Annotated in this window: 25 protein-coding genes, 3 tRNA genes and 1 pseudogene; 18 read left to right on the top strand and 11 right to left on the bottom strand. The window is 42.9% G+C overall.

What is annotated here, in order from left to right:
• The first annotated feature begins 23 nt into the window (after positions 1–23).
• The 5 genes from D3222_RS12895 (at position 24) to D3222_RS12875 (ending at position 2,528) form a co-directional block, all read left to right on the top strand.
• The gene (locus tag D3222_RS12895) at positions 24–554 is read left to right on the top strand and encodes a DUF5625 family protein (RefSeq protein ID WP_118986532.1); all 531 of its coding nucleotides are present in this window, start codon (positions 24–26) and stop codon (positions 552–554) included.
• 58 nt (positions 555–612) lie between these two features.
• Entirely contained in the window at positions 613–1,131 is a 519-nt protein-coding gene (locus D3222_RS12890) for a DUF5625 family protein (protein WP_118986531.1), read from the top strand.
• Positions 1,132–1,175: 44 nt separating this feature from the next.
• The gene (locus D3222_RS12885) at positions 1,176–1,379 is read left to right on the top strand and encodes a hypothetical protein (protein WP_118986530.1); all 204 of its coding nucleotides are present in this window, start codon (positions 1,176–1,178) and stop codon (positions 1,377–1,379) included.
• A gap of 57 nt (positions 1,380–1,436) precedes the next feature.
• The gene (locus D3222_RS12880) at positions 1,437–1,802 is read left to right on the top strand and encodes a hypothetical protein (RefSeq protein ID WP_118986529.1); all 366 of its coding nucleotides are present in this window, start codon (positions 1,437–1,439) and stop codon (positions 1,800–1,802) included.
• 99 nt (positions 1,803–1,901) lie between these two features.
• The gene (locus D3222_RS12875) at positions 1,902–2,528 is read left to right on the top strand and encodes a hypothetical protein (protein ID WP_198672806.1); all 627 of its coding nucleotides are present in this window, start codon (positions 1,902–1,904) and stop codon (positions 2,526–2,528) included.
• Positions 2,529–2,681: 153 nt separating this feature from the next.
• Here the strand turns inward: D3222_RS12875 and D3222_RS26730 are convergent.
• Positions 2,682–2,831 (bottom strand): annotated as a pseudogene (locus D3222_RS26730) (IS200/IS605 family transposase); the annotation flags it as partial.
• A 27-nt stretch (positions 2,832–2,858) separates the two neighbouring features.
• Entirely contained in the window at positions 2,859–4,193 is a 1,335-nt protein-coding gene (gene argA / locus D3222_RS12865) for an amino-acid N-acetyltransferase (protein ID WP_118986527.1), read from the bottom strand.
• 231 nt (positions 4,194–4,424) lie between these two features.
• Between argA and amiC the strand changes: the two genes are divergently transcribed.
• The gene (gene amiC / locus D3222_RS12860; RefSeq protein WP_118986526.1) at positions 4,425–5,669 is read left to right on the top strand and encodes an N-acetylmuramoyl-L-alanine amidase AmiC; all 1,245 of its coding nucleotides are present in this window, start codon (positions 4,425–4,427) and stop codon (positions 5,667–5,669) included.
• A gap of 269 nt (positions 5,670–5,938) precedes the next feature.
• Here amiC and D3222_RS12855 read toward each other — a convergent pair.
• The 3 genes from D3222_RS12855 to D3222_RS12845 form a co-directional block, all read right to left on the bottom strand.
• Positions 5,939–6,015, bottom strand: a tRNA-Met gene (locus D3222_RS12855).
• 29 nt (positions 6,016–6,044) lie between these two features.
• Positions 6,045–6,121 (bottom strand) — tRNA-Met (locus D3222_RS12850).
• 89 nt (positions 6,122–6,210) lie between these two features.
• A tRNA-Met gene (locus D3222_RS12845) sits at positions 6,211–6,287 on the bottom strand.
• A gap of 223 nt (positions 6,288–6,510) precedes the next feature.
• Between D3222_RS12845 and mltA the strand changes: the two genes are divergently transcribed.
• Positions 6,511–7,608 carry a murein transglycosylase A gene (gene mltA / locus D3222_RS12840; protein WP_118986573.1) on the top strand — a complete coding sequence of 366 codons (1,098 nt, stop codon included), beginning with the start codon at positions 6,511–6,513 and terminating at the stop codon, positions 7,606–7,608.
• A 48-nt stretch (positions 7,609–7,656) separates the two neighbouring features.
• On the top strand, positions 7,657–8,469 hold the full coding sequence (gene tcdA / locus D3222_RS12835) for a tRNA cyclic N6-threonylcarbamoyladenosine(37) synthase TcdA (protein ID WP_036781567.1): 813 nt from the start codon (positions 7,657–7,659) through the stop codon (positions 8,467–8,469).
• Here tcdA and csdE read toward each other — a convergent pair.
• Both csdE and csdA read right to left on the bottom strand, forming a co-directional pair.
• Positions 8,441–8,920: a cysteine desulfurase sulfur acceptor subunit CsdE gene (gene csdE, locus D3222_RS12830; protein WP_118986572.1), complete on the bottom strand. Its 480-nt coding sequence runs from the start codon at positions 8,918–8,920 to the stop codon at positions 8,441–8,443. The genes tcdA and csdE overlap by 29 nt on opposite strands.
• A 20-nt stretch (positions 8,921–8,940) precedes the next feature.
• Positions 8,941–10,179 carry a cysteine desulfurase CsdA gene (gene csdA / locus D3222_RS12825; protein ID WP_118986525.1) on the bottom strand — a complete coding sequence of 413 codons (1,239 nt, stop codon included), beginning with the start codon at positions 10,177–10,179 and terminating at the stop codon, positions 8,941–8,943.
• 423 nt (positions 10,180–10,602) lie between these two features.
• Between csdA and D3222_RS12815 the strand changes: the two genes are divergently transcribed.
• The 8 genes from D3222_RS12815 to D3222_RS12780 all read left to right on the top strand — a co-directional run bounded on the left by D3222_RS12815 (position 10,603) and on the right by D3222_RS12780 (position 20,716).
• Positions 10,603–11,523, top strand: a complete 921-nt coding sequence (locus D3222_RS12815) for a transcriptional regulator GcvA (RefSeq protein ID WP_112876495.1) — start codon at positions 10,603–10,605, stop codon at positions 11,521–11,523.
• A 188-nt stretch (positions 11,524–11,711) separates the two neighbouring features.
• Positions 11,712–12,107, top strand: a complete 396-nt coding sequence (locus tag D3222_RS12810) for a DUF423 domain-containing protein (RefSeq protein WP_118986523.1) — start codon at positions 11,712–11,714, stop codon at positions 12,105–12,107.
• Positions 12,100–13,200 (top strand): 23S rRNA (cytidine(2498)-2'-O)-methyltransferase RlmM, encoded by a 1,101-nt coding sequence (gene rlmM / locus D3222_RS12805; RefSeq protein WP_118986522.1) that lies wholly within the window; start codon positions 12,100–12,102, stop codon positions 13,198–13,200. The genes D3222_RS12810 and rlmM overlap by 8 nt, the downstream gene beginning before the upstream one ends.
• A gap of 1,041 nt (positions 13,201–14,241) precedes the next feature.
• Complete coding sequence (prtA, locus tag D3222_RS12800; RefSeq protein ID WP_304598672.1) at positions 14,242–15,696, top strand: serralysin; 1,455 nt, start codon at positions 14,242–14,244, stop codon at positions 15,694–15,696.
• A 53-nt stretch (positions 15,697–15,749) separates the two neighbouring features.
• Entirely contained in the window at positions 15,750–16,154 is a 405-nt protein-coding gene (locus D3222_RS12795) for an AprI/Inh family metalloprotease inhibitor (protein ID WP_198672805.1), read from the top strand.
• A gap of 60 nt (positions 16,155–16,214) precedes the next feature.
• The gene (locus tag D3222_RS12790; RefSeq protein WP_118986520.1) at positions 16,215–17,945 is read left to right on the top strand and encodes a type I secretion system permease/ATPase; all 1,731 of its coding nucleotides are present in this window, start codon (positions 16,215–16,217) and stop codon (positions 17,943–17,945) included.
• Positions 17,946–18,011: 66 nt separating this feature from the next.
• Positions 18,012–19,340 (top strand): HlyD family type I secretion periplasmic adaptor subunit, encoded by a 1,329-nt coding sequence (locus tag D3222_RS12785; RefSeq protein WP_198672804.1) that lies wholly within the window; start codon positions 18,012–18,014, stop codon positions 19,338–19,340.
• 2 nt (positions 19,341–19,342) lie between these two features.
• Positions 19,343–20,716, top strand: a complete 1,374-nt coding sequence (locus D3222_RS12780) for a TolC family outer membrane protein (protein WP_118986518.1) — start codon at positions 19,343–19,345, stop codon at positions 20,714–20,716.
• On the opposite strand, the gene xni is transcribed toward D3222_RS12780, so the two are convergent.
• The 3 genes from xni to queF all read right to left on the bottom strand — a co-directional run bounded on the left by xni (position 20,713) and on the right by queF (position 23,873).
• Positions 20,713–21,471: a flap endonuclease Xni gene (xni, locus tag D3222_RS12775; RefSeq protein ID WP_118986517.1), complete on the bottom strand. Its 759-nt coding sequence runs from the start codon at positions 21,469–21,471 to the stop codon at positions 20,713–20,715. The two genes, D3222_RS12780 and xni, sit on opposite strands and share 4 nt — an antisense overlap.
• A gap of 63 nt (positions 21,472–21,534) precedes the next feature.
• A complete protein-coding gene (gene ppnN / locus D3222_RS12770; RefSeq protein ID WP_118986516.1) occupies positions 21,535–22,902 on the bottom strand; it encodes a nucleotide 5'-monophosphate nucleosidase PpnN in 1,368 nt (455 codons plus the stop codon).
• A gap of 122 nt (positions 22,903–23,024) precedes the next feature.
• Positions 23,025–23,873, bottom strand: a complete 849-nt coding sequence (gene queF / locus D3222_RS12765; RefSeq protein ID WP_118986515.1) for an NADPH-dependent 7-cyano-7-deazaguanine reductase QueF — start codon at positions 23,871–23,873, stop codon at positions 23,025–23,027.
• A gap of 669 nt (positions 23,874–24,542) precedes the next feature.
• Between queF and D3222_RS12755 the strand changes: the two genes are divergently transcribed.
• Positions 24,543–25,580 (top strand): tail fiber protein, encoded by a 1,038-nt coding sequence (locus tag D3222_RS12755; protein ID WP_118986514.1) that lies wholly within the window; start codon positions 24,543–24,545, stop codon positions 25,578–25,580.
• Positions 25,581–26,006 carry a tail fiber assembly protein gene (locus tag D3222_RS12750; RefSeq protein ID WP_118986513.1) on the top strand — a complete coding sequence of 142 codons (426 nt, stop codon included), beginning with the start codon at positions 25,581–25,583 and terminating at the stop codon, positions 26,004–26,006.
• Between the two features lie 119 nt (positions 26,007–26,125).
• Here the strand turns inward: D3222_RS12750 and D3222_RS25055 are convergent, their stop codons facing one another.
• Entirely contained in the window at positions 26,126–26,278 is a 153-nt protein-coding gene (locus D3222_RS25055; RefSeq protein ID WP_157975322.1) for a hypothetical protein, read from the bottom strand.
• Between the last annotated feature and the right edge of the window lie 333 nt (positions 26,279–26,611).

The following is a 26,611-nucleotide window of genomic DNA, read 5'->3' as shown; positions in this document are numbered from 1 at the left end:
ATATCAAAATTTGGAGTGATGAAATGAAAATATTACAGGTATATGAAAGATTTAAAAATTGGCGAAATATTATTGTTTTTATGAGCTGCACCTTACTAATGGCCTGCTCTAAGCACATTGATACTATATATAAGCCGATTGATGTGTCGTATTCTGGTCAATCCGTCGAGATTAATTTTGAACTCAGCAAGAGCGAGGCTGGAGATTATCAGTTTGCCCTGCTGTTTGATAAAGGGAATGATTATCAAGAAATTCTAAGGCGGCTTGAGTTGTTTGGGAGTATTTATAAGGGAGGGGTTATAACCCCCGTTTCGTTTCGTCTGGTTAAAGACGGCAAGGTTTTTTTTGACGAGGAAATAAACGCAGTGGGGAATGAAGGAACACAATCCTTTTATTATAAAGAGAGAAATATAACTACGGCTGTGAGAGAAATTAAAACACTTTCGTTACCCTCCGGACGTTACTCTGCGGTAATTACCACCCTAGAGGATGTAACTGCTTTTAATGACATTCAGAGTTTTATACAGCTCATATATTTTGATCCGAAGATTTAAGAAGGTTTAAAATGGCATCGGTATAAACAAAGGAAATATTAAAATTTGGAGTGACGAAATGAAAGTATTACGTATACATGAAAGGTTAAAAAATTGGCGAAATATTATTTTTTTTATGAGTTGCACCTTATTAATGGCATGCTCTAAGCCCATTGATATATACAAACCGATTGACGTGTCGAAGTCTGGTCAATCAGTAAAAATTGATTTTGAAATCAGCAAGGTTGGAGATTATCAGTTTGCTCTGCTGTTTGATAAAGGGGATGATGATGAAATGAAAAGGCGGCTTGAATTATTCGGTTATATTGATAAGGACGGAGTTATAACCCCCGTTTCGCTTCATTTGGTTAGAAACGGCGAGGTTTTTTTTGACGAGAAAATAAGCGCAGGGGGACGTAGCTGGGGATGTAGCTTTGATTTCGAAGGGAGAAGTATAACTACGGCTGTGCGAGAAATTAAGACATTTTCTTTACCCGCCGGATGCTACTCTGCGGTAATTACCACCCTGGAGGATGTCCCTGCTTTTAATGGAATTGAGAGTTTTGTCGAGTTCACCTATTACGATCCGAAGATTTAATAAGATTTAAAATGGTATCAGTATAAACAAGGGAAATATCAAAGATGGCAAAGAACTATACCGTAACATATAAAGTTGCTCCTATGGGGGCGAAATATATTTATCAGGCTGATAAGGGAGAGCACAAAGCGGGAGATGTACATTCTTCATCCGGCGGTCATATATGGTATGTTTTAAGTGACGGGAACGGAAATGAAAAAAGTTATGGTTTCGAGTCAGCGTATGATCAAATGTATGGTGAAGGGTAAGTAACTCCTCATGATAATACCGCCTACCAACAGACCTCTTATGAAATCACCATAGCTTTGACTGAAGATCAGTACAACAAGTTATCTGGTTTTTCAGAAAACCCAAAGTTAGAAGAATTTGATGCTACGCGTTACAGATTACTCAACAACAGTTGTGTAGATTTCGTGTATTTCTCATTAAAGACTATTGGATACAGTCGTAAAGATTTTCAAGGAGATCTGTGGCCTAATAATAATGTTGATGATTTGCAGAAGATGTTTACTAAGCATGGAGCTCAAATCATTCGTGACAACCTGACTCGTCATGGTGAGTATTATGAAGAAAAAGGTGGAATGCAATGTTTATGGCTTACCTCGGAGGATATGCGTACCCGCCCACTGGGGACAAATTTGATTAACATTGATATCAATTCCTCCCCATAGCCGCAGAAACATATTCAGGGAGAAAATAAAGCGCAGCAGGATGTTGCCAACGGTTATATCCAAAATTCCGCGACACACAAAATATCTGCCCTCGGGGATATGCTCAATAAAACAGACTTCACTTCAACCCAAATGGCAAGCCTTGCCACCGGTGGTATTCGTCCCGGTGAAATGCAGCTTGACCCCAATGTTAAACCCAACACCTATCTGTCGGAGTTCTACAAGCCTTTCTACCAACCCGGAGACACTAACCAACTGGACTTCGGCTTACGCAATGCTGTGACGTTGAACGGCTTATCGGCGATGACAACGTTTAACACTTATGTTGACCCGTTGTTATTGGATCTGAGCGGCAATGGTGTGCACATGACTGATATCCGTGACGGCGTGTTGTTCGACATGGACAACAGTGGCACGCTCAAGCGCAGTGGCTGGGCCGATCGCAATACCGGAATACTGGTGATCGATGATGGTAGCGGTCAGATAAAAGATGTCAGCCAGATGTTCTCCGAGTACTACAGTGGTAAGGCCGGAATAGATGGTGCTGCTGGCGAGAAAAAATTCAAAGATGGTTTCGGTGCTTTAGCCAGTGAAGATGCTAACAAGGACTACACCGGTAGGCGATGGTTGCATTCGCGCCGCCAGCGCCTGCGACCGCAATGCTCGGCGATGTCGAACAACAGCGGTTGCAACCTGTACTGGCAGCCAACTGGCACTGATCGGTAACAAGACCCGCGATGGTTATCGCGGGTCTTCATAAATAGGTGAATCGCGCTGTGTAACAAAACTTGCGGAATTCTCCTTCCTGAATGCTAATTGCGAGTAAAACGCGCTTTTAGCATGAGGGGAGAGATGGTGAGCAAACAGCTCGAAGAACTGTCATTTCGCTGGGTGTTCTTGCTTCTTGATGCCTGTTTTGAGTCTCTCAATCAGAGCGCCGTCTGCGGTAATCAAACAATATGTATGAGTCCAAAGTCCCGGTTTCCAGTCAAAACGGCTGATATATTCAGCATATTCTTTTCGCAAAAGTCGGCTTTTTCGGCATGAATACGTTTATTACTGTGGTTCCAAACTTAACATAAGAATCTTAGAGCGGCGTTGATAGTTGTATAACACTTGTTTCTGAATCGGTAGCATTGAGAGTTCTGCGGGTTCAAAACCCCGTTCCTGGAACCAATGAATACTGCGGGTAGTCAGAACAAACAGTTTTTCCAGTCCGAACTGTTTGGCGTGTTCCGCAATGCGATTCAGTAATACTTCGCCTCTTAAAGAACTGCGGTATTTAGGGTGAACCGCTAAACAAGCCATTTCGCCAATTTTCTCATCAGGATAAGGGTAAAGTGCAGCACAGGCGAGAGTCAGGTTGTCGCGTTCGATAATGATGAATTTATCAATTTCTCTTTCAAGTTGTTCTCTTGAACGGCGAACCAAAATGCCTTGTTGTTCCAGTGGGCGAATAAGCTCGAGAATACCACCAATATCATTGATATTAGCTCGGCGTATTTGTTCCGCACTTTCCATCACTATTTGAGTACCAATACCCTCTCGGGAGAATAATTCTTGAAGTAGAGAACCATCAGCTTGATAACTTAATAAATGGCTGCGACGAACGCCACGACGGCAAGCTTTTACTGCACTCCGTAAAAAACGGACTGTACCTGAATAGTAGTCACCTCTAACTTCGAGCTTTTTAATCAGCTCCGGTGCTTGATTAAGAAAAATTTCCGATAGGATTTTTCCGTCTTCATCTTGTACACCTTGAGTAGAGCAGAAACCAATCAGTTTTTCAGCCTGTAGTGTGATAGCTAACTGAGTAGCAACATCTTCAAATGCCAGATTAAAACTCTCTCCGGTGACCGAAACCGCAACAGGACCCATTAGCACGATTGCGCCATTGTCTAATTGGCGATTTATGGCATGCTCATCGATACGGCGAATTTTCCCGCTGTGGCAATAATCCACACCATCATCAACACCAAGCGGTTGAGCAATTATAAAATTACCACTAATGACATTAATATTGGCGCCTTGTAACGGGGTATTATTCAAGTTCATAGAAAGACGTGCGGTGATATCCAGTTGCAGCAAACCAGCAGATTGTTTGACTAATTCTAATGTTTTATTATCGGTTACACGGGTATGTTTGTGGTAAACCGGTTTGTAATGATGGTCTGCAAGGTTTTGTTCAATTTGAGGTCTGGCGCCATAAACGACAACCAGACGGATGCCTAAACTATGCAGTAATCCTATATCGTTGATGATATTAGGGAAATTTTCATGAGCAATAGCCTCTCCACCAAGCATAATAACAAAAGTTTTACCACGGTGTGCATTGATGTACGGAACAGAATGACGAAATCCTTCAACTAACTCGGTGCTTCGTTCTTTCATAATAGGCTCTCGATTGAATTTTTATTCGTAATTTATGCTTTTTTATTCCTTTTGAGAGAAAATGGCAAGAGGCAATTAAGGTAAAAACATTTTGATATACATGTAGACGTTAATAATTTGCAAAATATAAAATGCTTTTCATTGACGACAGCATAATGCTGATTGGTTAGTGTTTTTCACTTGGTGAATATCACCCTGAATGTTTGTATTTTATGAATGGAATATTAGTAGATGAGTCATTCAGATCATAATCTGTCACGACGTTGTTTGTTACAGGGAGCCGCAGCAATGTGGTTGCTTAGCGTTAGCCAGGTGGGTTACGCAGCGTCAGCAAAAATTATCGCAGTACGTATTTGGCCGGCATCTAGTTATACCCGTGTGACTCTTGAATCCAATATCCCACTCAAATATCGCCAGTTTGTGCTAAAAAATCCAAATAGAATTGTGGTTGATCTTGAAGGTGTACAACTGAATCATACTCTAAGCGGGATGGGGGAGCAGATTCAGTCCCGTGATCCTTATCTTAAACTGGTGAGGGTAGGGCAGTTTAATCCTAAAACCGTTCGCTTGGTGTTTGAAGTTAAGCAATCGGTCAGCCCACATATGTTTACTTTGAAACCAGTGGCGAAATTTAAACATCGTCTGGTGTTGGATATGTATCCGGTTGCGGGAATGAATACGGATGATGATCCCTTACTTGCTCTGCTTGAAGAGTACAATAAAGGTCATTTGGCAGAAGATCTGCCAGTGGAAAGACCAAAGTCAGGCAAAGCAGGTAAAGACCGGCCAATCATTATCATGCTCGATCCAGGACATGGTGGGGAAGATCCTGGTGCTATTGGCAAATATAAGACCCGCGAAAAAGATGTTGTTCTGCAAATTGCTCGTCGATTGAGAACGCTTATTCAGCGTGAACCGGGTATGAAAGTTTATATGACCCGCAATGAAGATGTGTTTATCCCGCTAAAAGTCCGGGTGGCAAAAGCGCGTAAGATGCGAGCTGATCTCTTCGTTTCTATTCATGCTGATGCCGTTACTAACCGAGTTGCCCGTGGTTCTTCGGTTTTTGCACTCTCGACTAAAGGTGCAACCAGTAATACCGCACGTTTTCTGGCCCAGACGCAAAATGAAGCTGACCAGATTGGTGGGGTAAGTAAAAGTGGTGATAAGTATCTGGATCATACGATGTTTGATTTGTTACAAACTGCGACAATCAATGACAGCCTTAAATTTGGTAGTGAAGTGCTCAAACGCATGGGCAAAGTGAATAAACTGCATAAAAATCGGGTGGATCAGGCTGGATTTGCGGTACTGAAAGCACCGGATATTCCCTCGATTCTGGTAGAGACTGCGTTTATTAGTAATCTGGAAGAGGAGCGAAAACTGAAAACTGCGCGTTTCCAGCAGCAGATCGCAGAGTCAATTTTTGCGGGCATCAAAGCTTATTTCAAGAATGGGGGTAATTTGGCGATTTGAACCTACCGCTATGGGTGATTTTTGCTGTTAAAAAGGGAAAGGAGACTATCTTCTTTAGCCTATACTCCTTCCCCTATTTAGCCTTCTAACTTCCGGGTTGCCTTCGGCCGACAAGGTGCGATAGAGCTGGTCACGCCAGTATTCACTTGCTCTGGCTATGTCCGCGTCTTGCTTGCGTTTGTTGTCGCCGCAGAGCAACAGATATGGTGGTGGTAAATCGATTAGGAAACTTTGTTTTGGGAATTTTTACGCTGAAACGCATAGAGAATTGGTTGCGGGGGCCGGATTTGAACCGACGACCTTCGGGTTATGAGCCCGACGAGCTACCAAGCTGCTCCACCCCGCGTCCGTTTTAATATTTTGATTAGCGAAAATTGGTTGCGGGAGCCGGATTTGAACCGACGACCTTCGGGTTATGAGCCCGACGAGCTACCAAGCTGCTCCATCCCGCGTCCGTTTAGAACCTACCTTGTGTTTTCCTGCATCACTAATGCCTGCTGGAATCGGTTCCATTCGCAAATATTGAACTATTTTATAGTATTGGTTGCGGGGGCCGGATTTGAACCGACGACCTTCGGGTTATGAGCCCGACGAGCTACCAGGCTGCTCCACCCCGCGTCCGATGCGGGCACTATACTCAGGATCATATCCGATGCAAGTTTTTTTATTAATTATTGTTTGTTTCGTTACGTTTTTGATTAGTTACTCTGCGTATCGGTGTTTTTCTATTCGTTTGTGTCGTTGTTTCGTTAAGTTATTTTTTTATGGTAGGTTTCATTATTTTTATTGGTTTGGTATGGTTTGCCGTCGGGTCATGTTGGTCAGTGTAGAGAAGGCAACAATGAAATACTGGGGTAAGTATCTGCTGTGTGGAGCCGTGATTTCACTGTTGGTTGGATGTCATTCTCGCCCAACAGCACAGGGCCAACAATATAGAGATGGTCATATCGCGCAGGATTTACGGCTGGTTAATCAACCTAATGCGCAGGGTAAGCCAGTTAATGCAAAGGATTTTTCAGAGCAGGTTGCGCTGATTAGTCAGTCTGCTCCTCGTCTGTATAACCGTAATAGCTTAACTTTTGACGCCGTTCAAAACTGGATGTTAGCGGGTGGTGAAACCAGTAAGTTGAATCTGTTTAATTTACGCGCTTATCAGATGGAAGGTGTGGATAATTACGGTAACGTCCAATTTACCGGTTATTATACGCCAGTGTTACAGGCTCGCCGTATTAAACAGGGTGAATTTAAATATCCTCTGTACCGGATGCCGCCTAAGAGTAAATATCGTTTGCCAAGTCGAACTGCAATATACAATGGCGCTCTTAGCCCGAGTTTGATTATTGGTTATAGTCGTTCACTGATTGATAATTATATTATGGGAGTACAGGGTAGTGGTTATGTTGATTTTGGTGATGGTAGGCCACTGACTTTTTTGGGTTATGCCGGTAAGAATGGGCACATTTACCGGAGCATTGGCAAGTTGCTGATTGAGCGCGGAGAAATTGCGCGGGAAGATATCTCTATACTGGCGATTCGCAAATGGGTGGAATCTCACCGTGAGGCAGAAGTTCGTGAACTGTTGGAGCAGAACCCATCATTTGTTTTCTTTAAACCTGAAGACTATGCCTTGGTACGGGGAGCGAGTCGTGTTCCTTTAATTGCAAAAGCTTCCGTGGCTGCGGATAAAATGCTTATTCCGCCAGGAACAACACTGTTGGCGGAGATACCTTTGTTGGATAAAGAGGGTAAATTTACTGGCCAGTACCAGATGCGCCTAATGGTTGCACTGGATGTTGGTGGGGCAATAAAGGGCCATCATTTCGATATCTATCATGGTATTGGTGATGCGGCGGGTATAGCGGCAGGTTTCTATAATCACTACGGCCGGGTTTGGGTGTTACGAAAAGCGCAGCCTACCATGTTGATGGTAAATCAGTGATGGCTCTTCATAAATTTTATAACAGGTTTTCAGGATTGATATTCAGTAATGCAAACTTCTCTTTCTGATGCATATATGCAGCGCTTTGCGGGGACGGCCCGTTTATATGGTCAAAAAGCGCTTTCTTTGTTTTGCCATTCTCATGTTTGTGTTGTAGGTATCGGTGGTGTGGGCTCTTGGGCGGCTGAGGCTTTAGCGCGTACAGGAATCGGTGCGATCACTTTGATTGATATGGACGATGTTTGTATCACCAATACTAACCGTCAATTACATGCGTTAAAACAGCATATTGGGCAACCAAAGACTGAGGTGATTGCCGAGCGTATTCTGGCAATTAATCCAGAGTGCAAAGTGACTTGTGTTGATGATTTCCTCACACCCGATAATGTTGAAGAGATGATGGCGGCTGGATTCAGTTATGTGATTGATGCTATCGATAGTGTCAGGCCAAAAGCGGCGCTGTTGGCTTATTGCCGCCGCCATAAAATTCCATTGGTCACAACTGGTGGCGCAGGTGGGCAGCTTGATCCAACACAGATCCAGGTTGTTGATTTGGCGAAAACGGTTCAGGATCCTTTAGCGGCTAAACTGCGAGAAAGGCTGAAATCTGATTATCGTGTTGTGAAGAATGGTAAAGGTAAATTGGGTATTGATTGTGTGTTTTCAACCGAGCAATTAGTTTATCCGCAGAGTGATGGCTCTGTTTGTGCCGCGAAAAGTACCGCAGAGGGAACTAAGCGTATGGATTGTGCTTCTGGTTTTGGTGCCGCAACGATGGTCACGGCGACATTTGGATTTGTAGCAGTTTCCCATGCCCTGAAAAAAATGGTGGCTAAAGCGCAACGTCAGGGTGATCTTTGATATAAGATTTCGCGGCGTTTTGCACGGTATTAATCAGTGACTTGACGCCGTTCAACCGTGAGCCACTTATCTGTTGTTCCAGCCCAAGTTGGTGGAACAGTGCCAACAGGTTAGTTGCTAAAACTTGTTCCGGTGTTTTGCCTTCTACGGCAGTCAAGATCACCGCCAGTAGACCTTTTACAATGCGGCCTTCGCTGTCACCATAAAAATGCAGATGACCATCTGGCAGTAATTGATGCCCTAACCAAACCCGGTTTTCACAGCCGGACATTTCAGTGTCTTGCTGTTTTAAGTTTTCAGGCAGTGCAGGCAGTTTCTTTGCCAGTAAGATTAACTGGCGATAACGATCTTCCCATTGGCGGCATTGGTCAAAGGTTGCAATGAGCTGTTGTTGGCTGATTTCCCGGCCAAATGGGTGTGGTGCAATCTGGTTTTCAGCGGCTTGAGTCATAATGTCATTCATCCTGTAATTCATTCATCCTGTAATAGAGAAAGGCCAAATTTTACTGCCTGAATTAAAGCATCGGCATCCTGTTGGTTGTTGTAAGGCATAAAGGAAGCACGCAAACAGCCGCTGATAGCTAATGCTTCGATCAGGGGTTGAGCACAGTGCTGACCGGAACGTAAGGCAATATTTTGTTCTGCCAGAATGGCTGCCAAATCACTGTGATGAATGTTGGTAAAATTAAAAGCCAATAAGCTGGAACCCGCAATGCGATAACTGATAAATCCGGGTAAAGCGGAGAGTTGTTCTTCGGTATAATCAGTAAGTGTGATTGCATGGGCCTCGGCTTTGGCAATATCAATATCTTTCAACCATTCCAGCGTGGCAGAAAAACCAATAATACCTGCAACATTCGGTGTGCCTGCTTCAAACCGGAAAGGTACCGCTTCTGGTATAAAACCGCTGAATGAAGTGTGGGAGAGCATTTTCCCGCCACCTTGCCAGGGAGACATGGCATCAAGTAACTCACTTTTGCCGTAAAGTACACCAACGCCGTTCGAACTATAGAGTTTATGAGCAGAGAATGCGTAGAAATCGATATCTAATTGTTGAACATCAATGGGATTGTGAACAACACCTTGGGCACCATCCACAACGACCAGACAACCATGTTGGTGTGCTATTGCGGTTATTGCAGCGAGATCAACGGCTCCGCCAGTCACGTTGGACATTTGGCTGATGGCTATCAATCGGCTGTGTTTATTCAGCAGTCCAGGCAGAATGTTGATGTCAGGCAACTTGCCGTTGCCTAAAGACCATTTAATAACCTTGGCCCCGATTTGCTCCGCTAACATTAACCACGGGATCAGATTGGAATGGTGTTCCTGCTCACTCACGATGATTTCATCACCGGGCTGGAGATGAGTGCGGAAATAACTTTGAACAACTAGATTGAGGGATTCTGTTGTTCCTTTTGTCCAGATAATATTTTCAGCTTTTGGGGCGTTGATGAATTCAGCAACTCGTTGCCGGGCCTGTTCATAGCGGGATGTGATTTCCAGAGCTGCTTGGTGTTGGCTACGATGTACAGTAGCGCCACTGTTTTGATAATAGTCTTGAGTTGCCTTTATCATGGCTTGTGGTTTGAGTGCAGTGGCTGCGCTGTCCAGAAATACCGTCTGTTGTTGTGTCCGAAAGTGTTGTGTCGGAAATTTTTGTAGCGCTGGAAATTGCTGGCGGAACTGTTCTGGTTCGAACTTTTTCATGAGTATATTAATTTTGTTTTATGGTTATGTATCCGATTGTTTTGGCGGAAAATGGATAGGTTATTACATGGAATAATATTGCCATGTTCCGGTCCTTATGCCAAAAAAAAGCACCGCAACCGCGGTGCATTAAAAAATCACTATGGACAGACAGGGTAAATGTACAGGAAGTGAAAAAAAAGCAGTAGCTTAAGCTACAGGGTCTGGTTTCCCAGACAACTTGCAAACACAACATCACAACCACAAAGCCAAAAGTTTCATAGCGTTAAGCTGATTCACTTTTCGTTCCGGCTTAGGAAGTGGCGCCACTATAGGGATTTACTGGTGTATCCTCAAGGGACAATTTATAATGATTCGGATTACAAAAACTAATAACTAAATATAAAGAGTTACCGGTATCGCCAACATTACATAAGGGCTCACATGTCCAAACGTTTACCTCCACTTAATGCGTTGCGGGTTTTTGATGCCGCAGCGCGCCATTTAAGTTTTACTAAGGCGGCTGAAGAGTTATTTGTGACGCAGGCCGCAGTTAGCCACCAGATGAAAAGTCTGGAGGATTTTCTTGGGTTGAAGCTGTTTCGTCGTCGCAATCGATCACTATTGTTGACTGAAGAAGGTCAAAGCTACTATCTGGACATTAAAGAGATATTCACGGCGATAAATGAAGCAACACGTAAACTTCAAGCTAGAAGTGCCAAAGGTGCTTTGACGGTTAGCCTTTCACCTAGTTTTGCTATCCAGTGGTTGGTTCCAAGGCTGTCCAGCTTTAATTTAGCTTATCCAGGCATTGATGTCAGGATACAGGCGGTAGACAGAGAAGAAGATAAGCTTGCTGATGATGTCGATGTTGCCATATTTTATGGTCGTGGAAATTGGCCGGGGTTACGCACTGATCGTCTTTACGCGGAATATTTGCTTCCTGTTTGTTCTCCTTCGTTACTGACTGGCGAAAATCCTTTGAAGACCCCCGCGGATTTGGCGCGTCATACGTTGTTACACGATTCTTCTCGTCGTGACTGGCAAGCGTATGTGCGCCAGCTTGATATGCAGCAGCAGATAAACGTTCAGCAAGGACCGATATTTAGCCATAGTGCAATGGTGATCCAGGCCGCTGTTCATGGGCAAGGTATTGCATTGGCAAATAATGTCATGGCTCGGACTGAAATTGATGCGGGGCGCTTGGTTTGCCCATTTAATGATGTGTTAGTGAGTAAGAATGCATTTTACCTTGTTTGTCATGACAATCAGGCTGAATTGGGGAAAATTGCCGCATTCAGACAATGGGTTTTGGCACAGGCAGCGAGTGAGCAGGAGAAATTGGGCTTTATTACCAATGAGTAAGAGCGGAATAAGGCATTCGAGCTATAAGAGCTCTCAGATATACCCTATGGATTTCAAGATGCATCGCGACGGCAAGGGAGCGAATCCCCGGGAGCATAGATAACTATGTGACCGGGGTGAGTGAGTGCAGCCAACAAAGAGGCAACTTGAAAGATGACGGGTATAGAATATGAAAAAGGAAGATAACAGTGAATAGTCGCTTAATGCTTATCTTTGCTGGTTTCAGTGGGTTTTTCTATGTGGCGTTTGGTGCTGTAGGGTCACATTTATTATCTCCGATGATGGAAAAATATCAGATAAGTTGGATTGATCTCGGTCTGCAATATCAGGGTATTCACACTCTGGCAATGATGGCGATGTCTGCCATGCTAATGCGTAAAGTTGTGCTCTGGTTTTACTGGAGCGGCGTCTTTTTTGCGGTAGGTATTTTGTTGTTTAGTGGCAGTCTCTATTGTATGGCCTTATTACAGATTAAATTCTTCGCTTATATTACGCCAGTTGGAGGGTTCAGCTTTCTTATCGGCTGGTTTTTAGTATTAATTGGCGCTTTGCGTCTAAGGAAATCGGCGCTTCGCCATGAATAAAATTGCTTTATATTGCCGCCCTGGTTTTGAAAAAGAGTGTGCGGCAGAAATCACCGATAAAGCGGGTCAAAAAGAGATTTACGGTTTTGCCCGGGTGAAAGACAACAGTGGTTATGTCCTGTTTGAGTGTTATCAATATGAAGATGCCGATCGGCTGATTCGTGATATTCCATTTCGGGAGCTGATTTTTGCCCGCCAGATGCTGGTCGTGGGTGAATTATTGCGAGATTTACCTCCTGAAGATCGGATAAGCCCGATTGTAGGTATGCTGCATGGTGTCATTGAGCGTGCAGGTGAGTTACGGGTTGAGGTGCCTGATACTAATGAAAGTAAAGAGTTACTGAAATTCTGTCGAAAATTTACTGTTCCGCTGCGTAATGCCATGCGTCAGGAAAAGATCTTGCAGATTCGGGAAAATGTTAACCGCCCGGTGATACACGTTTTCTTTATCGCTCCGGGTTGCTGTTATGTCGGTTATTCTTACAGTAACAATAATTCGCCATTTTATATGGGTATTCCTCGGTTGAAATTTCCTTCGGATGCACCAAGTCGTTCAACATTAAAACTGGAAGAAGCCTTTCATGTTTTTATCCCATATGACGAATGGGAAGAGCGGTTGGCTAGCGGTTTGTATGCGGTTGATTTAGGTGCATGCCCTGGTGGTTGGACTTACCAACTGGTGAAACGTAGTATGATGGTTCATGCGGTGGATAATGGACCAATGGCGCAAAGCTTGATGGATACCGGTCAGGTTAAGCATCATAAAGTTGATGGTTTTAAGTTTGAGCCTTCGACAAGAAACATTTATTGGCTGGTATGCGACATGGTGGAAAAACCAGCAAAAGTGACGCAATTAATGGCAGATTGGTTGGTTAATGGTTGGTGCAGGGAAGCTATTTTTAATCTTAAATTACCCATGAAAAAGCGTTATGAAGAAGTTGCTCATAATTTGCAGAAAATGAACCTGCAATTAAAAGAGGGTGGTATAAATGCACAAATTCAGGCAAAACACCTTTATCATGACAGGGAAGAAATAACGGTTCATGTTCGTCGTATTTGGTCTGCTTATGCAGCTAGCCGGAATGATGACTGATTCACTGTTGTTCATCATCATGCTGGAATAACGCAAAAAATAAGATTTCCTAAATCGCCTCAGCTATATTCTGAGGCGTTTTTTTCAGCTAAGAAAGTATTACATGTGAGGTGATTATGATTTACTGTGACAATGAATATTGTATGATTTATGTCGTAAAATTGTTGACTTTGTACTTGACTTAAGGTAAATGGCAGAATAAATATATTATTATAATCGTTTAATTAAAAGTAAAATTAATGTGAAATAATTCAATAAATTAAGATTATAAAATGGAAATAATGAAAGAGATTGTTTTCTTAATTAGTTTAATTAAGGTTTTAAGTAATGAAATTTAATTGTGATATTAAATGTGAGTAATATTTATATTATATAGATTTAAATTGCTGTTTTAGATTTAATATATTTGTGAGTTAATCAGCTATGTTGATATTATTATTTTAATATTCAAAATTACCAATATAATTTTATTATATTGGTGCGGAGTGTTTTAGAATAAAATAAATATTAACTATTCTATAATATATGTTTTTTATTGATTTAATTAAGTTGTTATTAATATATGGGGTGTTTACTGGTTTAGAGCCTTTCCATATGTGTCATATCGTTCAATCTTGCAGTCTAAGGCGGTTTGATTATTCTGATTTTGTCTATTCATATAACGGCTTGGGATAATTTCTGATTAAAATTATCAATAATAATGCTATAAATTTTTTAAAGTTTACTTCATAGATAGTTAAATAATCGATAATTAATTCGTAAGAAAATACCACTAAGAAATTAGCGGTATTTTTTTCGTCTTAAATAGTTATGTTATATAAAACAATCGTTTATTTGTTTTATGTTATTTTTATCACGTTTATATTAAAAAAATATGTTAATTGCTTTTTACATAATTAACTTTAGTGTTACGTTTATGTGAAAGGGATTTTAGTTGTTAATTTGTATGACCAGGGGCGGTCTGTTGTTTTCAGGTTTTTCAGGTTTTATTGACTTGTATTTAATTAAATAAGAAGAATTTTACATCTAAGTCCTGAATTTATGGAGAAATATATGTCTTTAAAGAAGAAAATTTCATACTCGGAAGACGTTAGCGGTTCAGAAAAAGCAAATGAGTTGCTGAAATGGTTACAGGCTTATATACCAGGTAAGGATTCTAATATTGTCGTTGAGCATGAGCCCAGTAAAGACGCTGCTAAAGAATTAATCCGGGGTGATTATCGTTGGGGGCATCAGGACGACGATAAATCTAAAGCTTTCCAATTAAAGTATACTTTTCTGGAGAGTAAGCCGGATAATATGCCGTGGCATATTTCTGAATTTTCAGCATTTAATGATGAGCAAAAAGCTGCTGCAAAACTGTCAATACAATCTTGGGCTGATGTTGCTAATATTAATTTTGTTGAAACCACTGATGTCAAAGAGGCAAATGTCACCTTTGGGTTCTTTGATGTGAGTTTGACTGGGAGTTATGCGTTTGCTTATCTGCCAAGGCCAGAGAAGACGCAGTTAGGCACTTGGTATAACGCAAAAAGCCGTACTTTCTCAAACAACGATATCGACGTGAATGGTTATGGCCGTCAAACGTTTACTCATGAGATTGGCCATACTCTGGGGTTGCAACATCCGGCTGATTATAATGCGTCTGACGATGTAAGCCCAACTTATAAGAACAGCGCTACTTATTTTGAAGATAGCCGTGCTTATACCGTCATGAGTTATTTTAGTGAGAAAAATACCGGTCAGGACTTTAAAGGTATTTATTCTTCCGCACCATTACTTAACGATATTGCTGCCATTCAGGCGGTATATGGCGCGAATAATACAATCCGTGCCGATGACACAGTATATGGTTTTAATTCCAACACAGATCGTGACTTCTATACCGCAAAAGATGAGAACAGCAAACTGTTGTTCACCGCTTGGGATACAGGTGGTAATGATACGTTTGATTTCTCTGGTTTTACTCAGGATCAACGTATCAATCTGAATGAAGCGTCTTTCTCTGATGTTGGTGGGCTGAAAGGAAACGTCTCTATTGCCCGTGGTGTCACGATTGAAAATGCGATTGGTGGCAGTGGTAATGATGTTTTAATCGGGAATGATGCCGCCAACACTCTGAAGGGTGGAGCGGGTGATGACATCATTTACGGTGGCTTGGGAGCAGATAATCTTTGGGGCGGGGAAGGCAAAGATACCTTTGTCTACCTGAGTGCCAAGGAATCACCTCCTCTTGAGCGTGATTGGATCCATGACTTTGTTTCCGGTGAAGACAAGATTGATGTGTCACTGTTCGATCTGGGTGAAGCCGGGAAGGGTGGCGTTAAGTTTGTAGAGGAATTCACCGGTGCCGTCGGAGAAGCTGTGCTTCGTTATAACACTGTTGATAAGGTGAATGATTTCGCCATTAATTTGGGCGATAAATTTTCCTACGATGATTTTTGGGTAAAGATTGTTGGCGAGCCAATATTAGAGTCTGATTTCATCCTTTCATAACACAACAACACAACCGCATCTAACTTGGATGCGGTTATTTGTTTGGAGGCGGCATGGTTTTTGCGGTTAGGTATCTGAAATTTGCATTCTTTGTTGCTCTTACATTCAGCATTATCGGAGGAAGTATGGCAAGTAGCCTTGATCTCCCACACGCTAGTGAATTGAAAGGCGTGTGGCAACTGTCGGATAAACATCAACAATGTGATGTGTCATTGACCGAACACCCCTTACCAGAGGGATCAATTTGGTCACTTAATGGTGATAACGATTGTTTGGCGTATATGTTTGGCGAAGTGCCTGCCGGTTGGCGGCCAACACCTGACGGCCTCACGATTACTGATGAACAGGGGAGTGGTTTAGCTTTCTTTGCTCATGAGCCAGATGGTTGGTTTGCCCGCTTTGCCGATGGTCGGGAATTAATGATGAAGCCCAATAAGACTAATAAGAAAAATGAATAATAAAGGAAACATTAACATCAGATAGTTATATTTTTAAAAAAATAAAAATAAGGAAATAGTGTGAAATTACTGCTCCCGAAGGATGAAATTACTGATGTCATTCGTGCTCGTAGCCGGGTATTCTGGACTATCGGGCTGTTCACTGCCTTTATTAACCTGCTGATGTTAGTTCCGTCTGTTTATATGTTGCAGGTTTATGACAGAGTATTGCCGTCGGGCAATGAAATCACTTTGCTGATGTTGACTCTGATTACCCTCGGCATGTTTACCATGATGGGAATGCTGGAATATATCCGTAGCATGATTGTCATCCGTATTGGTAGCCAGCTTGATATGAAGCTGAATAACCGGGTTTATACCGCATCTTATGAATCGAATCTAAAAAATGGCACTACTGATGCCGGTCAGATGCTCAATGACTTGGCAAATATCCGCCAGTTCTTGACGGGTAACGCCTTGTTTGCCTTCTTTGATGCCCCTTGGTTTCCAATCTATCTGCTCGTTATTTTTCTTTTTAACCCCTGGCTTGGTCTGTTGTCACTGGGAGGTGCACTGGTATTGATTGCCTTGGCTGTGTTGAATCAGTGGTTATCAAATCAGCCGTTATCCGAAGCCAGTAAACTCTCTCTACGTTCAGCAAGTCTTGCTAGCACTAATTTACGTAATGCCGAAGTCATAGAGGCGTTAGGTATGTTGCCAGTGCTACGTCGGAGATGGTTTGGATTACATGAGCGTTTCCTGGATTTCCAGCGCATTGCTAGTGAGCGGGCTTCAGTGATTAATTCAGTCACTAAAACAGTGCGTTTGGCCTTGCAGTCACTGATCTTGGGATTAGGGGGCTGGTTAGCGATTGGTGGGCATATTACGCCGGGCATGATGATTGCGGCTTCAATTTTGATGGGACGTGCGCTTTCACCGATTGAACAACTGATTCAAGCCTGGAAAGGCTGGAGTGGTGCTCGTTTGTCATGGCAACGGTTAACTAACCTGTTGGAACAGCAACCGGAACGCAAACCGGGCATGTCATTGCCTGCGCCAAAAGGCAATTTAGCCGTGGATAAAGTTTCCGCGGCACCTCCGGGAAGAAACAGTAAGGTTGTTTTACAGGATATTAGCTTTTCGTTGGATGCCGGTGAGGTGATGGGATTAATTGGTCCCAGTGCGTCTGGGAAATCGACTCTTGCCCGGTTATTGGTCGGAATATGGCCGACACAGGAAGGCGTTGTTCGTCTGGATAATGCAGATATTTATCAGTGGAATAAAGATGAACTGGGCTCCTCAATCGGTTATTTACCGCAAGATATTGAGTTGTTTGGTGGCACTATCGCTGAAAATATTGCTCGTTTTAATGAAGTTGAGCCAGAAAAGGTGGTACAGGCGGCGAAGAAAGCGGGCGTTCATGAGCTGATATTAGCTCTTGATAAGGGCTATGACACCGTGATTGGTGCTGGAGGCGTTGGATTATCTGGTGGACAGAAACAGCGAATTGGCCTTGCTCGTGCGCTATATGACGAGCCGTCATTGGTCGTGTTGGATGAGCCTAATTCCAGCCTGGATGAGGCAGGAGAAAGAGCATTGAATGAGGCGATTTCTCAGTTAAAGGCACAAGGAAAGACCGTGATTGTGATTACTCATCGCACCTCATTGTTATCACAGACAAACAAAATATTGCTGCTGGTTCAGGGGAAAATGAAGATGTTCGGTTCATCTCAGCAAGTGATGACCGCTTTATCGCAAAGGAATGATAGTCAGGAACATTCTGCGACTAAGGCAGTCGCACGGGCATCATAGGTAAATGTGCATTTAATTATAATAATATCAAATAGCTGAGACGGAGATTTCTGTCCGGGAGTGGATATGTCTGATCAGATTACGCCGGTAAGAGATGAAAAAGGATTGTTGCCTTTGGAAGAAAGGCGTTTTTTACGACTAGGATGGTTAGTGATTGGTGTGGGGATCCTGGGGTTTCTCATTTGGGCCGCGTTCGCACCGTTGGATAAAGGGGTTGCATCTTCCGGTGTGGTGGTTGTGGATGGTAATCGTAAAACAGTTCAGGCCCCGGCAAGCGGTATCATCAGCCAGATTAAGGTTGTTGAAGGAGAAATAATAAAAGCGGGTCAGATACTCGTCCAGCTCAGTCAGGTGCAGGCAAAAGCACAGGTCGATGTACTTCAGGATCAACTGTATACCACGCTGGCAACGGAAGCCCGTTTATTAGCTGAGCAGCATGGTGATGACGCGTTAATTTTCCCCGACATATTACAGCAATTACAATCTGAACCACGGGTAAATGAGATAATCGAACTGCAAAAACAACTTTTTGTATCACGCCGTGAAGTGCTGAGAAGCGACTTGGGAGGGCTTGAGCAGTCTGTCGAAGGAATAAATTTCCAAATTAAAGGGCTGAAATCTTCTTTTTTCAGCAAACGCATGCAGCAGGCGGCGCTTAAAGAGCAAATAACTAATCTGAAATCTTTAGCGGATGAGGGCTATTTTCCGCGAAATCGTTATCTGGAACTTCTGCGTGAACAGGCTGAACTCAACAGCGGCATAGCGGAAATGGAAGGACGAGCGGGTCAGCTTGAAAAACAATTACAGGAAACACAGCAGCGTATTATTCAGCGCAAAGCAGACTATCAGCGGGAAGTGCGCACGCAATTAGCAGAGGTACAGGTCTCTGCCAGTGAATATAGAAATAAGCTAGATACAGCCCAGTTTGAACTGACTCATACCTCAATTGTTGCGCCGGTTGATGGCACTGTTGTGGGGTTAAATATTTTTACCCAAGGTGGGGTTGTTGCTCCCGGCGAAAAACTAATGGAAATTCTGCCGGACCAGATGGCGCTTGAAGTGGAAACTCGTGTTGCGGTTAATTTGGCGGATAAGATTAGTAAAGGGTTGAATGTGGATCTGATGTTCACCGCTTTTAACCAGAATCGAACGCCAAAAGTTGAAGGAAAAGTTGCCGTGATTTCCGCGGATAGGTTGGTCGATCCAGCAACCAGCCAACCTTATTATCAGATGAGAGTGATTGTCTCTCCAGAGGGAATGGAAAAACTGAAAGGGTTGGATATCAGGCCAGGGATGCCGGTTGAGGTCTTTGTCAAAACGGGCTCCCGTTCTCTATTAAGTTATCTGTTTAAGCCATTGTGGGATCGGGCTTCAACATCGTTGATAGAGGAGTGATTATGAAACTGAATAATGCTTCTTTATCAATGAGTTTGCTGATTTTCTTCTGCGTCGGTCTGTTCTCTTTTCCTACATGGGCATTGAGTTTGACTGAAGCCTATGCGCTGGCATTGGAAAATGATCCTACTTTCCTTGCCGCAGTGAAAGAGCGGGAAGGTGGTGAGGAGTACGAAAAAATCGGCAGAGCAGACTTGTTACCTAAAGTAATAATGTCTTACCAAAATTCACCACGGAATTGGCAACATATGGAATCTGTTGGGTCTGACTTCTGGGGTAGGAAGACAACTAGCAGCCGGGATCGCCAATATAGCAGTTATAACGCGGCTGTTGTGTTGACTCAGCCGTTGATCGATTTTGAAATATGGGCTCGCTATAAAGCCAGCCAAGCTCACACTTTGATGAGCAATGAGCGTTTTCGGGCGAATTTTCAGCAGTTGGCTGTTCGGGTAGTCAATGCTTACGTGGATGTGGCTTATGCTCAGGATCAGATTGATTTAGTCATACGGCAGAAAATGGCTTATGAAAAGCAACTGGAACTGAATAAGAAATTGTTTACTTCTGGTGAAGGGACACGTACTGATGTGGTGGAAACACAATCCCGTTACAGTCAGGCGATTGCCGATGAGATAGCGGCCAAAGACGATTTGGATGCGGCAATCCGAAGCTTACAGCTAATTGTGGGTACTCCTCTCCCTATTGATTTACCGGTGCAACGGTTATCAGATAAAAAGCGATTCCAGATATTGAGATTGTCGCCTGAACGTTATGAGGCGTGGGAAACATTGGCATTAGCCAACAATCCGGTTTTGGCTGCTTCGCGTCAGGAAGTGAAAGCTGCGTACCATGAAGTGCAACGTAATCGGGCGGGCCATTTACCCAGGCTGGAGTTCTACGCTTCCCATTCTGAAAACGAATCCAGCAGCGATAATACCATAGATCAAAAGTATCGAACCGATACCATTGGCTTGCGGATGAGCATGAATATCTATAATGGTGGTGCTACGTCGGCCTCTGTACGTCAGGCGGCGGCCCACTATGGCAGGACTAAATATGATCTTGATGCTCAGGCTGGAGAAATCCTTAATGCGCTACGCCGCAATTATAATCAGTATTTAAATAGTGAAAAACGAATTAGTGCTTATGAAATGGCGGTTGAATCAGCTAGCTTGCAGGTAGACGCAACCAGTAAAAGTGTTGCGCTTGGGCAGCGGGTTAATGTGGATGTCTTGAATGCTGAACAGCAGTTATATACTGCTCGACGTGATCTCTCACAAGCAAAATATAATTGTATTAAGGCTTGGATCGGCCTGCTTAGTGAGGCCGGAGAATTAAAAGGCGAACATCTGGATAAGATAGCGAAGTATTTTCGTTAGGTTGCTGTTGTCAGCCGGAGTTGTTGCAAATTACCATTTAAAGCCAGATCGGTACGTAATGACGCAACTTCCCGGCTGATAAATGCCATTTCTTGATTTGACTCTAGTTTATTGCGCCATTTATCGGGTTGTTGGTCGAGGTGCTGAAAGAGGTTATCTAGTGTACCGGCCTGTTGCAGTAAAGTGGCGGCGGTTTTAGGCCCGATCCCCTGAATTCCTGGGATTTTACTGCTGCTTATCCCTGCCAGACCCCAATAATCAGGTAGTTGCTTTGGTAAAACGCCAAACTCTTGTTGAACAAAGGGCATATCCAACCAGCGTTTCTGGAAGTAGTCACGGATACGGATATTCGGTGAAAGTAATTGGCAATAACCTTTATCAGTAGAAACAATCGTTACGTTGTGACCAACAGAAGTCACTTTTACGGCTAGTGTTGCTGCCAGATCATCAGCTTCATGCCCTTTGGCATGCCAGCAGGTGACCCCTTGTTGCTCAAATGATGCTCTGATTTGCGGCATTTCTTGTTGCAGATTGTCAGGCATGGGCGAACGGCCAGCTTTGTAGTCAGGTAATATCTGGTGACGCCAACTGTGACTGCGATTCTCTTCATCGAATACTGCGACGGCATGTGTGGGATGAGAATGTTGGATAAGTTGCCTTAGCGCATGTTCACAAGCAGGAATGCATGGGCTGCTCTGCACAGCATGAATGCGTCGGATAAGGTTAAGAGCATCAACAATAAGAAGGTGTATCATATGGGATCACTTTAAATAACATAATGCTCCATCCGTGGAGCGTGGATATTTTTTCAGGTAATTTTATTTGATGATTTCGTAGCAAGGTTCGTAGGCAGTACCTCCTGGTAGTTTCATTCGGTGCTGTTCCACAAAGTCTTTCAGTAGCTTATCCATATGGCGCATTATCTTAGCATCACCGTGGATTTTGAATGGGCCGTGTTTTTCAATCGATTGAATACCCACCTCTTTTACATTGCCTGCAACAATTCCGGAAAAAGCCCGGCGCAATGACGCCGCCAGTTTTTCAGATGACTGATCAGGATAGAGATTGAGATTAGCCATGTTTTCATGTGATGGTTCAAACGGTTGTTGCAAATCATAATTGATCTTCATTGACCAATTAAAACTGTATGCATCACCGGTACTGTGGCGGTTATCTCTCACTAATGGCATCGCTTTTTTCATTATTCTGGCAACTTCAGGCGCATTATCAATGATGATGTGATAATAGCGTCGTGTCTCTTTGCCCAATGTATGAACAATAAATTCGTCCAGAACTTGGAAATAGTTCTCACTCTCCTTCGGTCCGGTAAGAATCAACGGCAGTATTTGCTCCTGATTTTCTGGATTCATCAGAATACCTAGCAAATAAAGCAATTCTTCTGCTGTACCGACACCCCCTGGGAAAATAACGATACCATGAGCAATACGAACAAAAGCTTCCAGACGTTTTTCGATGTCTGGCATGATAATCAGCTCGTTCACTAATGGATTTGGGGGTTCAGCCGCAATGATTGATGGTTCGGTAATACCAATAAAACGGCTATTTTTATAATTCTGTTGGGCATGGCCGACAGCTGCACCTTTCATCGGTGCTTCCATTGCTCCGGGGCCACAGCCGGTACAGATATTCAGTCCACGTAACCCAAGCTGATTACCGACTTTACGGCCATATTGATACTCTTGTTTAGTAATGGAGTGGCCTCCCCAACAGACGATCATATTGAGATCTTCATCGGTATGCAGCGCTCTGGCGTGGCGCAGAATAGAGAATATTCTGTTGGTGATGTGTGCGCTATTCTCTGAATCGGAATAATCTTGTTGTCCTGGATCGGTAATCTGTGTATGAACAAACAAGATATCCCGCAGCACTGCGAACAGGTTAGCTTGTAGTGAATGAATAATTTTTCCATCAACGAATGCGTCTTCTGGTGGATCCACCAGTTCCAGTTTTACCCCGCGCTCACGGCGCAATACGTTAATCTCAAAATCGGTGTATTTAGAGAGCAGCTCTTTACTATTATCGGTTTGGCTACCTGAATTGAGTACGGCCAGTGAGCAATTACGGAACAGGCGATACAGATCACTTTTTGCGGTACTCTTTAGCATATCTACTTCAAGTTGAGATAATAAATCCATCGAGCCGAGTGGGTTGATATGTGTGATCAAGAATGACTCCTTGTATACCGTGTATGGATTACATATCAATATCACTAAACTGAATGTATTACATGCCCTATTTCAGCTTATTTTTCACAAATTGCGCTTAGGAAAGCAGATTTAAAACGGATTTATTGACGTGCCAATCTGCCTGTTGCTGGAGCAAAGTTTGCACTATTTGTACGCCACGGGTTGATATCTAATCCCCCGCGACGGGTATAACGTGCGTAGACTGAGAGCTTTTCGGGTGCACATAACTGTTGTAAATCGTTGAAGATACGTTCGACACATTGCTCGTGAAATTCATTGTGATGCCGGAATGATATTAAGTAACGTAACAGTGCTTCTCGATTGATTTTTGGCCCTTGGTAGTGGATCTGGACAGATCCCCAGTCAGGTTGATGGGTGATCAGGCAATTAGATTTCAGCAGATGGCTAACCAAAACTTCTTCCACTTGCGGGCCTTGTGCTGCACCTTGCAGATAATGACGGTTGAAATTATATTCAGTCACTTCAATATCCTGATCATCAATACATTCACCGGTAAAAGCGGCGATGGGTTGGTTATTAAAATGATCTAGATGATGAAGTGTCACTTCCACCTTGCCCTCAGCACAAGCAGCCAGATCGCGCTGTAGTGTTTCTTCGACGGCTTGCCAGCTTTCAAAACGAGTCTGGTTAAAACTGTTCAGATAGAGCTTAAAACTTTTAGATTCAATCAGGTTTTTACTTACTGCATTTAAACTAACATGCCCGACAGCAACTTGCGGCAGACCACGGCTATTCAGCCATGACAGCTCATATAGTGTCCAGATATCAGCGCCGTGAAACGGCAAATTGTCAGGGAAAATTTTCAGTGGTTCACGGTTCATATTACGGGGTATAGCTTGTAATAAGCTGGCATCATATTGGTCACGATATAAAGTAGTTTTGCCGAGTGTAAGCTGCTCAAGAGCTTGGTGGTCCTGATATAACGACATGTTATTCCTTAAAATTTGATAATAGTAATAGTAGTCATCGTTCAAGTGTATCAAGTTACGGTGCTTGTCAGAATTTTATTTGTTGGCCTATTTTATTAATCAGCCTTGGGGAACCTCTATTTTTAGGTGAAAAGCCCGATAGGGCTTTGTGAGCATGCATAAACTAACATATCAGTGGATTTAATACCTTTAACCCTATAGATATTGGAATACTCACTTTTATCGTGCCTGTCAGAGTGTAAGAAGTTTCCATAACTGATAAGTTAGCATGCTCAAGCTCGTCCAGGATGTTGCACACTTGATGATGATAATTCCTGCTGCTTGCGGTTATATGCATGCTTCGGGTCGTTCGGTTAATCAGGGGGCTTTTAAGATGGCCTTCAAACTCGTTGATTGCTCTTAACTTGTCCATAAGCACCACTGTTGAATGAGTTTAACGGATAGGTGTATCAATAAACTGAGATAAGAAATTATGTTTGACCATATGTTATTTTATGTCATTCTGTTATCGAAACATACAGCTCACCAAATGTTAACCAACTAAATTTAGTTAAGTCGTACTCTCCAGTGTTGATAAACCAATTTTATTGATGTTTACAGGCGGAGAAGTATCCCCCCGCCTTCATGTTACTTAGCAATGTGTATTGTTGATTAAATGAGGGAATAAATATGAGCACTCAAGATAAAAAAACTGAAATAAAAACCTTAGAAGATAATTTAGTAGTAGTACCAACACCTGAATATGTTAGAGATTCAATCAAAAGCGCGATTGAAGAGCACGTACAAAGCAGGAACCACCCTTACGCAACATTGGACGATAGAGGGTTTGTTACTCTAAGTAATGATGTCTTTAGTGATAGTGAAACTCATGCGGCAACATCTAAAGCAGTGAAAGTAGCATATGATCTGGCAAATACAGCTAATCAAAACGCCCTCAAAAATAATTCTAATTTCTTGGAGAAAAAGCAGAACGGGGCGGATGTTCCTGATAAAGCGGAGTTTGTGAAGAATCTCGGGTTACGGGAAACTGTGGAACTGGCGAAAAATTCGGTGCCTGATAGCAGGAAAATTAATGGAAGAGCACTGACTAATGATGTCTCTTTGAATGCTGCTGACATCGGAGCAATGAATGTTACCAGTTTGGGAACCATTGGAAACGGTAACCGGTTTAGTGATTATGTCTTGAGTGGATTCTATAACGTAACTGTTTCAAATCCGTCTTCTGTCCCAGATTTTCCGCTGCTTTCCACAGGGTATTTATACGGAGATGGAATTTTGGAAGCATTGAACGGAGGTAACGTTATTTTCCAGCGTTACACATCTCATCATGGACAAGAAGTCGTTCGGCAATCTTGGGATAAGGGAAACACATGGGGTGGGTGGGTTAGCCAATTGGTTAGAGATTCAACACTTTTGGAAACTGCGGGATGGATTCAAGATCATAACACAGGGGTCATTACGGCATGGACGACAGGTGAAATCGCGACAGCAGAACTTTCAATGCAGGTTCCGTTACCAATAACTTTTCCAACAGGTATTTTAAATGTTCAGGTGTCAACCAAAATACCTAAATACGACGTCTATTCTGACGGTTTTTGGCAAGTTATTGATTGGGATAAAGCATCAGTCACTGTGGAGCTGCAATTAGTTGCAACTGGTGCATATAATCGTCAATATCGACCTATGATTTATGTTGTGGGGTATTAAATGAGGTATATTTATAGCCCAAAATCAAATTCATTTTATCCGGTTGAACTAAAACAACGATATATGGCTTCTGACTCATGGCCTGAAGATGGTATTGAGATAAGTGAGAAAATTTATTTAGAATTCGCGTCGAATAGTCCACCGGTAGGAAAGCGCCGTATTGCCGGCTCTGATGGGTTACCCACATGGGGTGATATTCCGCCACCATCTCAAAAAGAACTGCAACGTTCGGCAGAACGAAAGAAGCAGCATCTGATGTCACAGGCCACAAATACTATCGCACCGTTACAGGACGCCGTTGATTTAGATATTGCTACGGATAAAGAACAAACCACACTAACTGAATGGCGTAAATACAGGGTGTTGCTCAGTCGGGTGGATTGCTCAATTGCTCCTGATATCGTATGGCCGGAACAACCAAAGTGATGACAGGGTGTGTAACCGCAAACGTCATTGCTATTGATCTCATACCAATCCAGACATGGACGTCTAACCAACATCATCCGGGAATATTAAAAGGTTTTCTATCTGCAACAGAACACACTCTATGAAACATCAAAGCGCAAAGAATACTGACCAACCCATTTAAAAACATCTCCAAATACATAAGCAGAATGCCCCACACCTGCTGGATTGGGATGTAATACCATTAAAAAATTAAAAGGATTGTTATTGATGTAAAAAAAGAGTATTTCCATCCTTATCGCCACTTCCTAGCATTTAATACATCGCATTCCCCATTATCAGGATTAAATAACTCGTTCTTGATCACATTTCGCACTATCCATTCAGACAATAAATTAATCACACATTAGAATAGTTTGCTTATATCACTATCAAATTATCAATATTTTCTATGGAAAGATTACCGTTTCATCACCGAAGCCCGATTAACTTAAGAAAAGAGAGAGTACGATGGATAAGCGCAGCACCCCGTTGGTCAGGGCCACGAGTTATCTTTTAATTTACCTTACCGCCGTTTATCCCCTTCATCCGGCTATCGCCGCCGGCATCACGCCGGATAATAGCCA

The sequence above is a fragment of the Photorhabdus sp. CRCIA-P01 genome (genome assembly GCF_003545805.1).
GTDB lineage: Bacteria > Pseudomonadota > Gammaproteobacteria > Enterobacterales > Enterobacteriaceae > Photorhabdus > Photorhabdus antumapuensis.
This window is presented reverse-complemented; position numbering and strand designations above follow the sequence as displayed.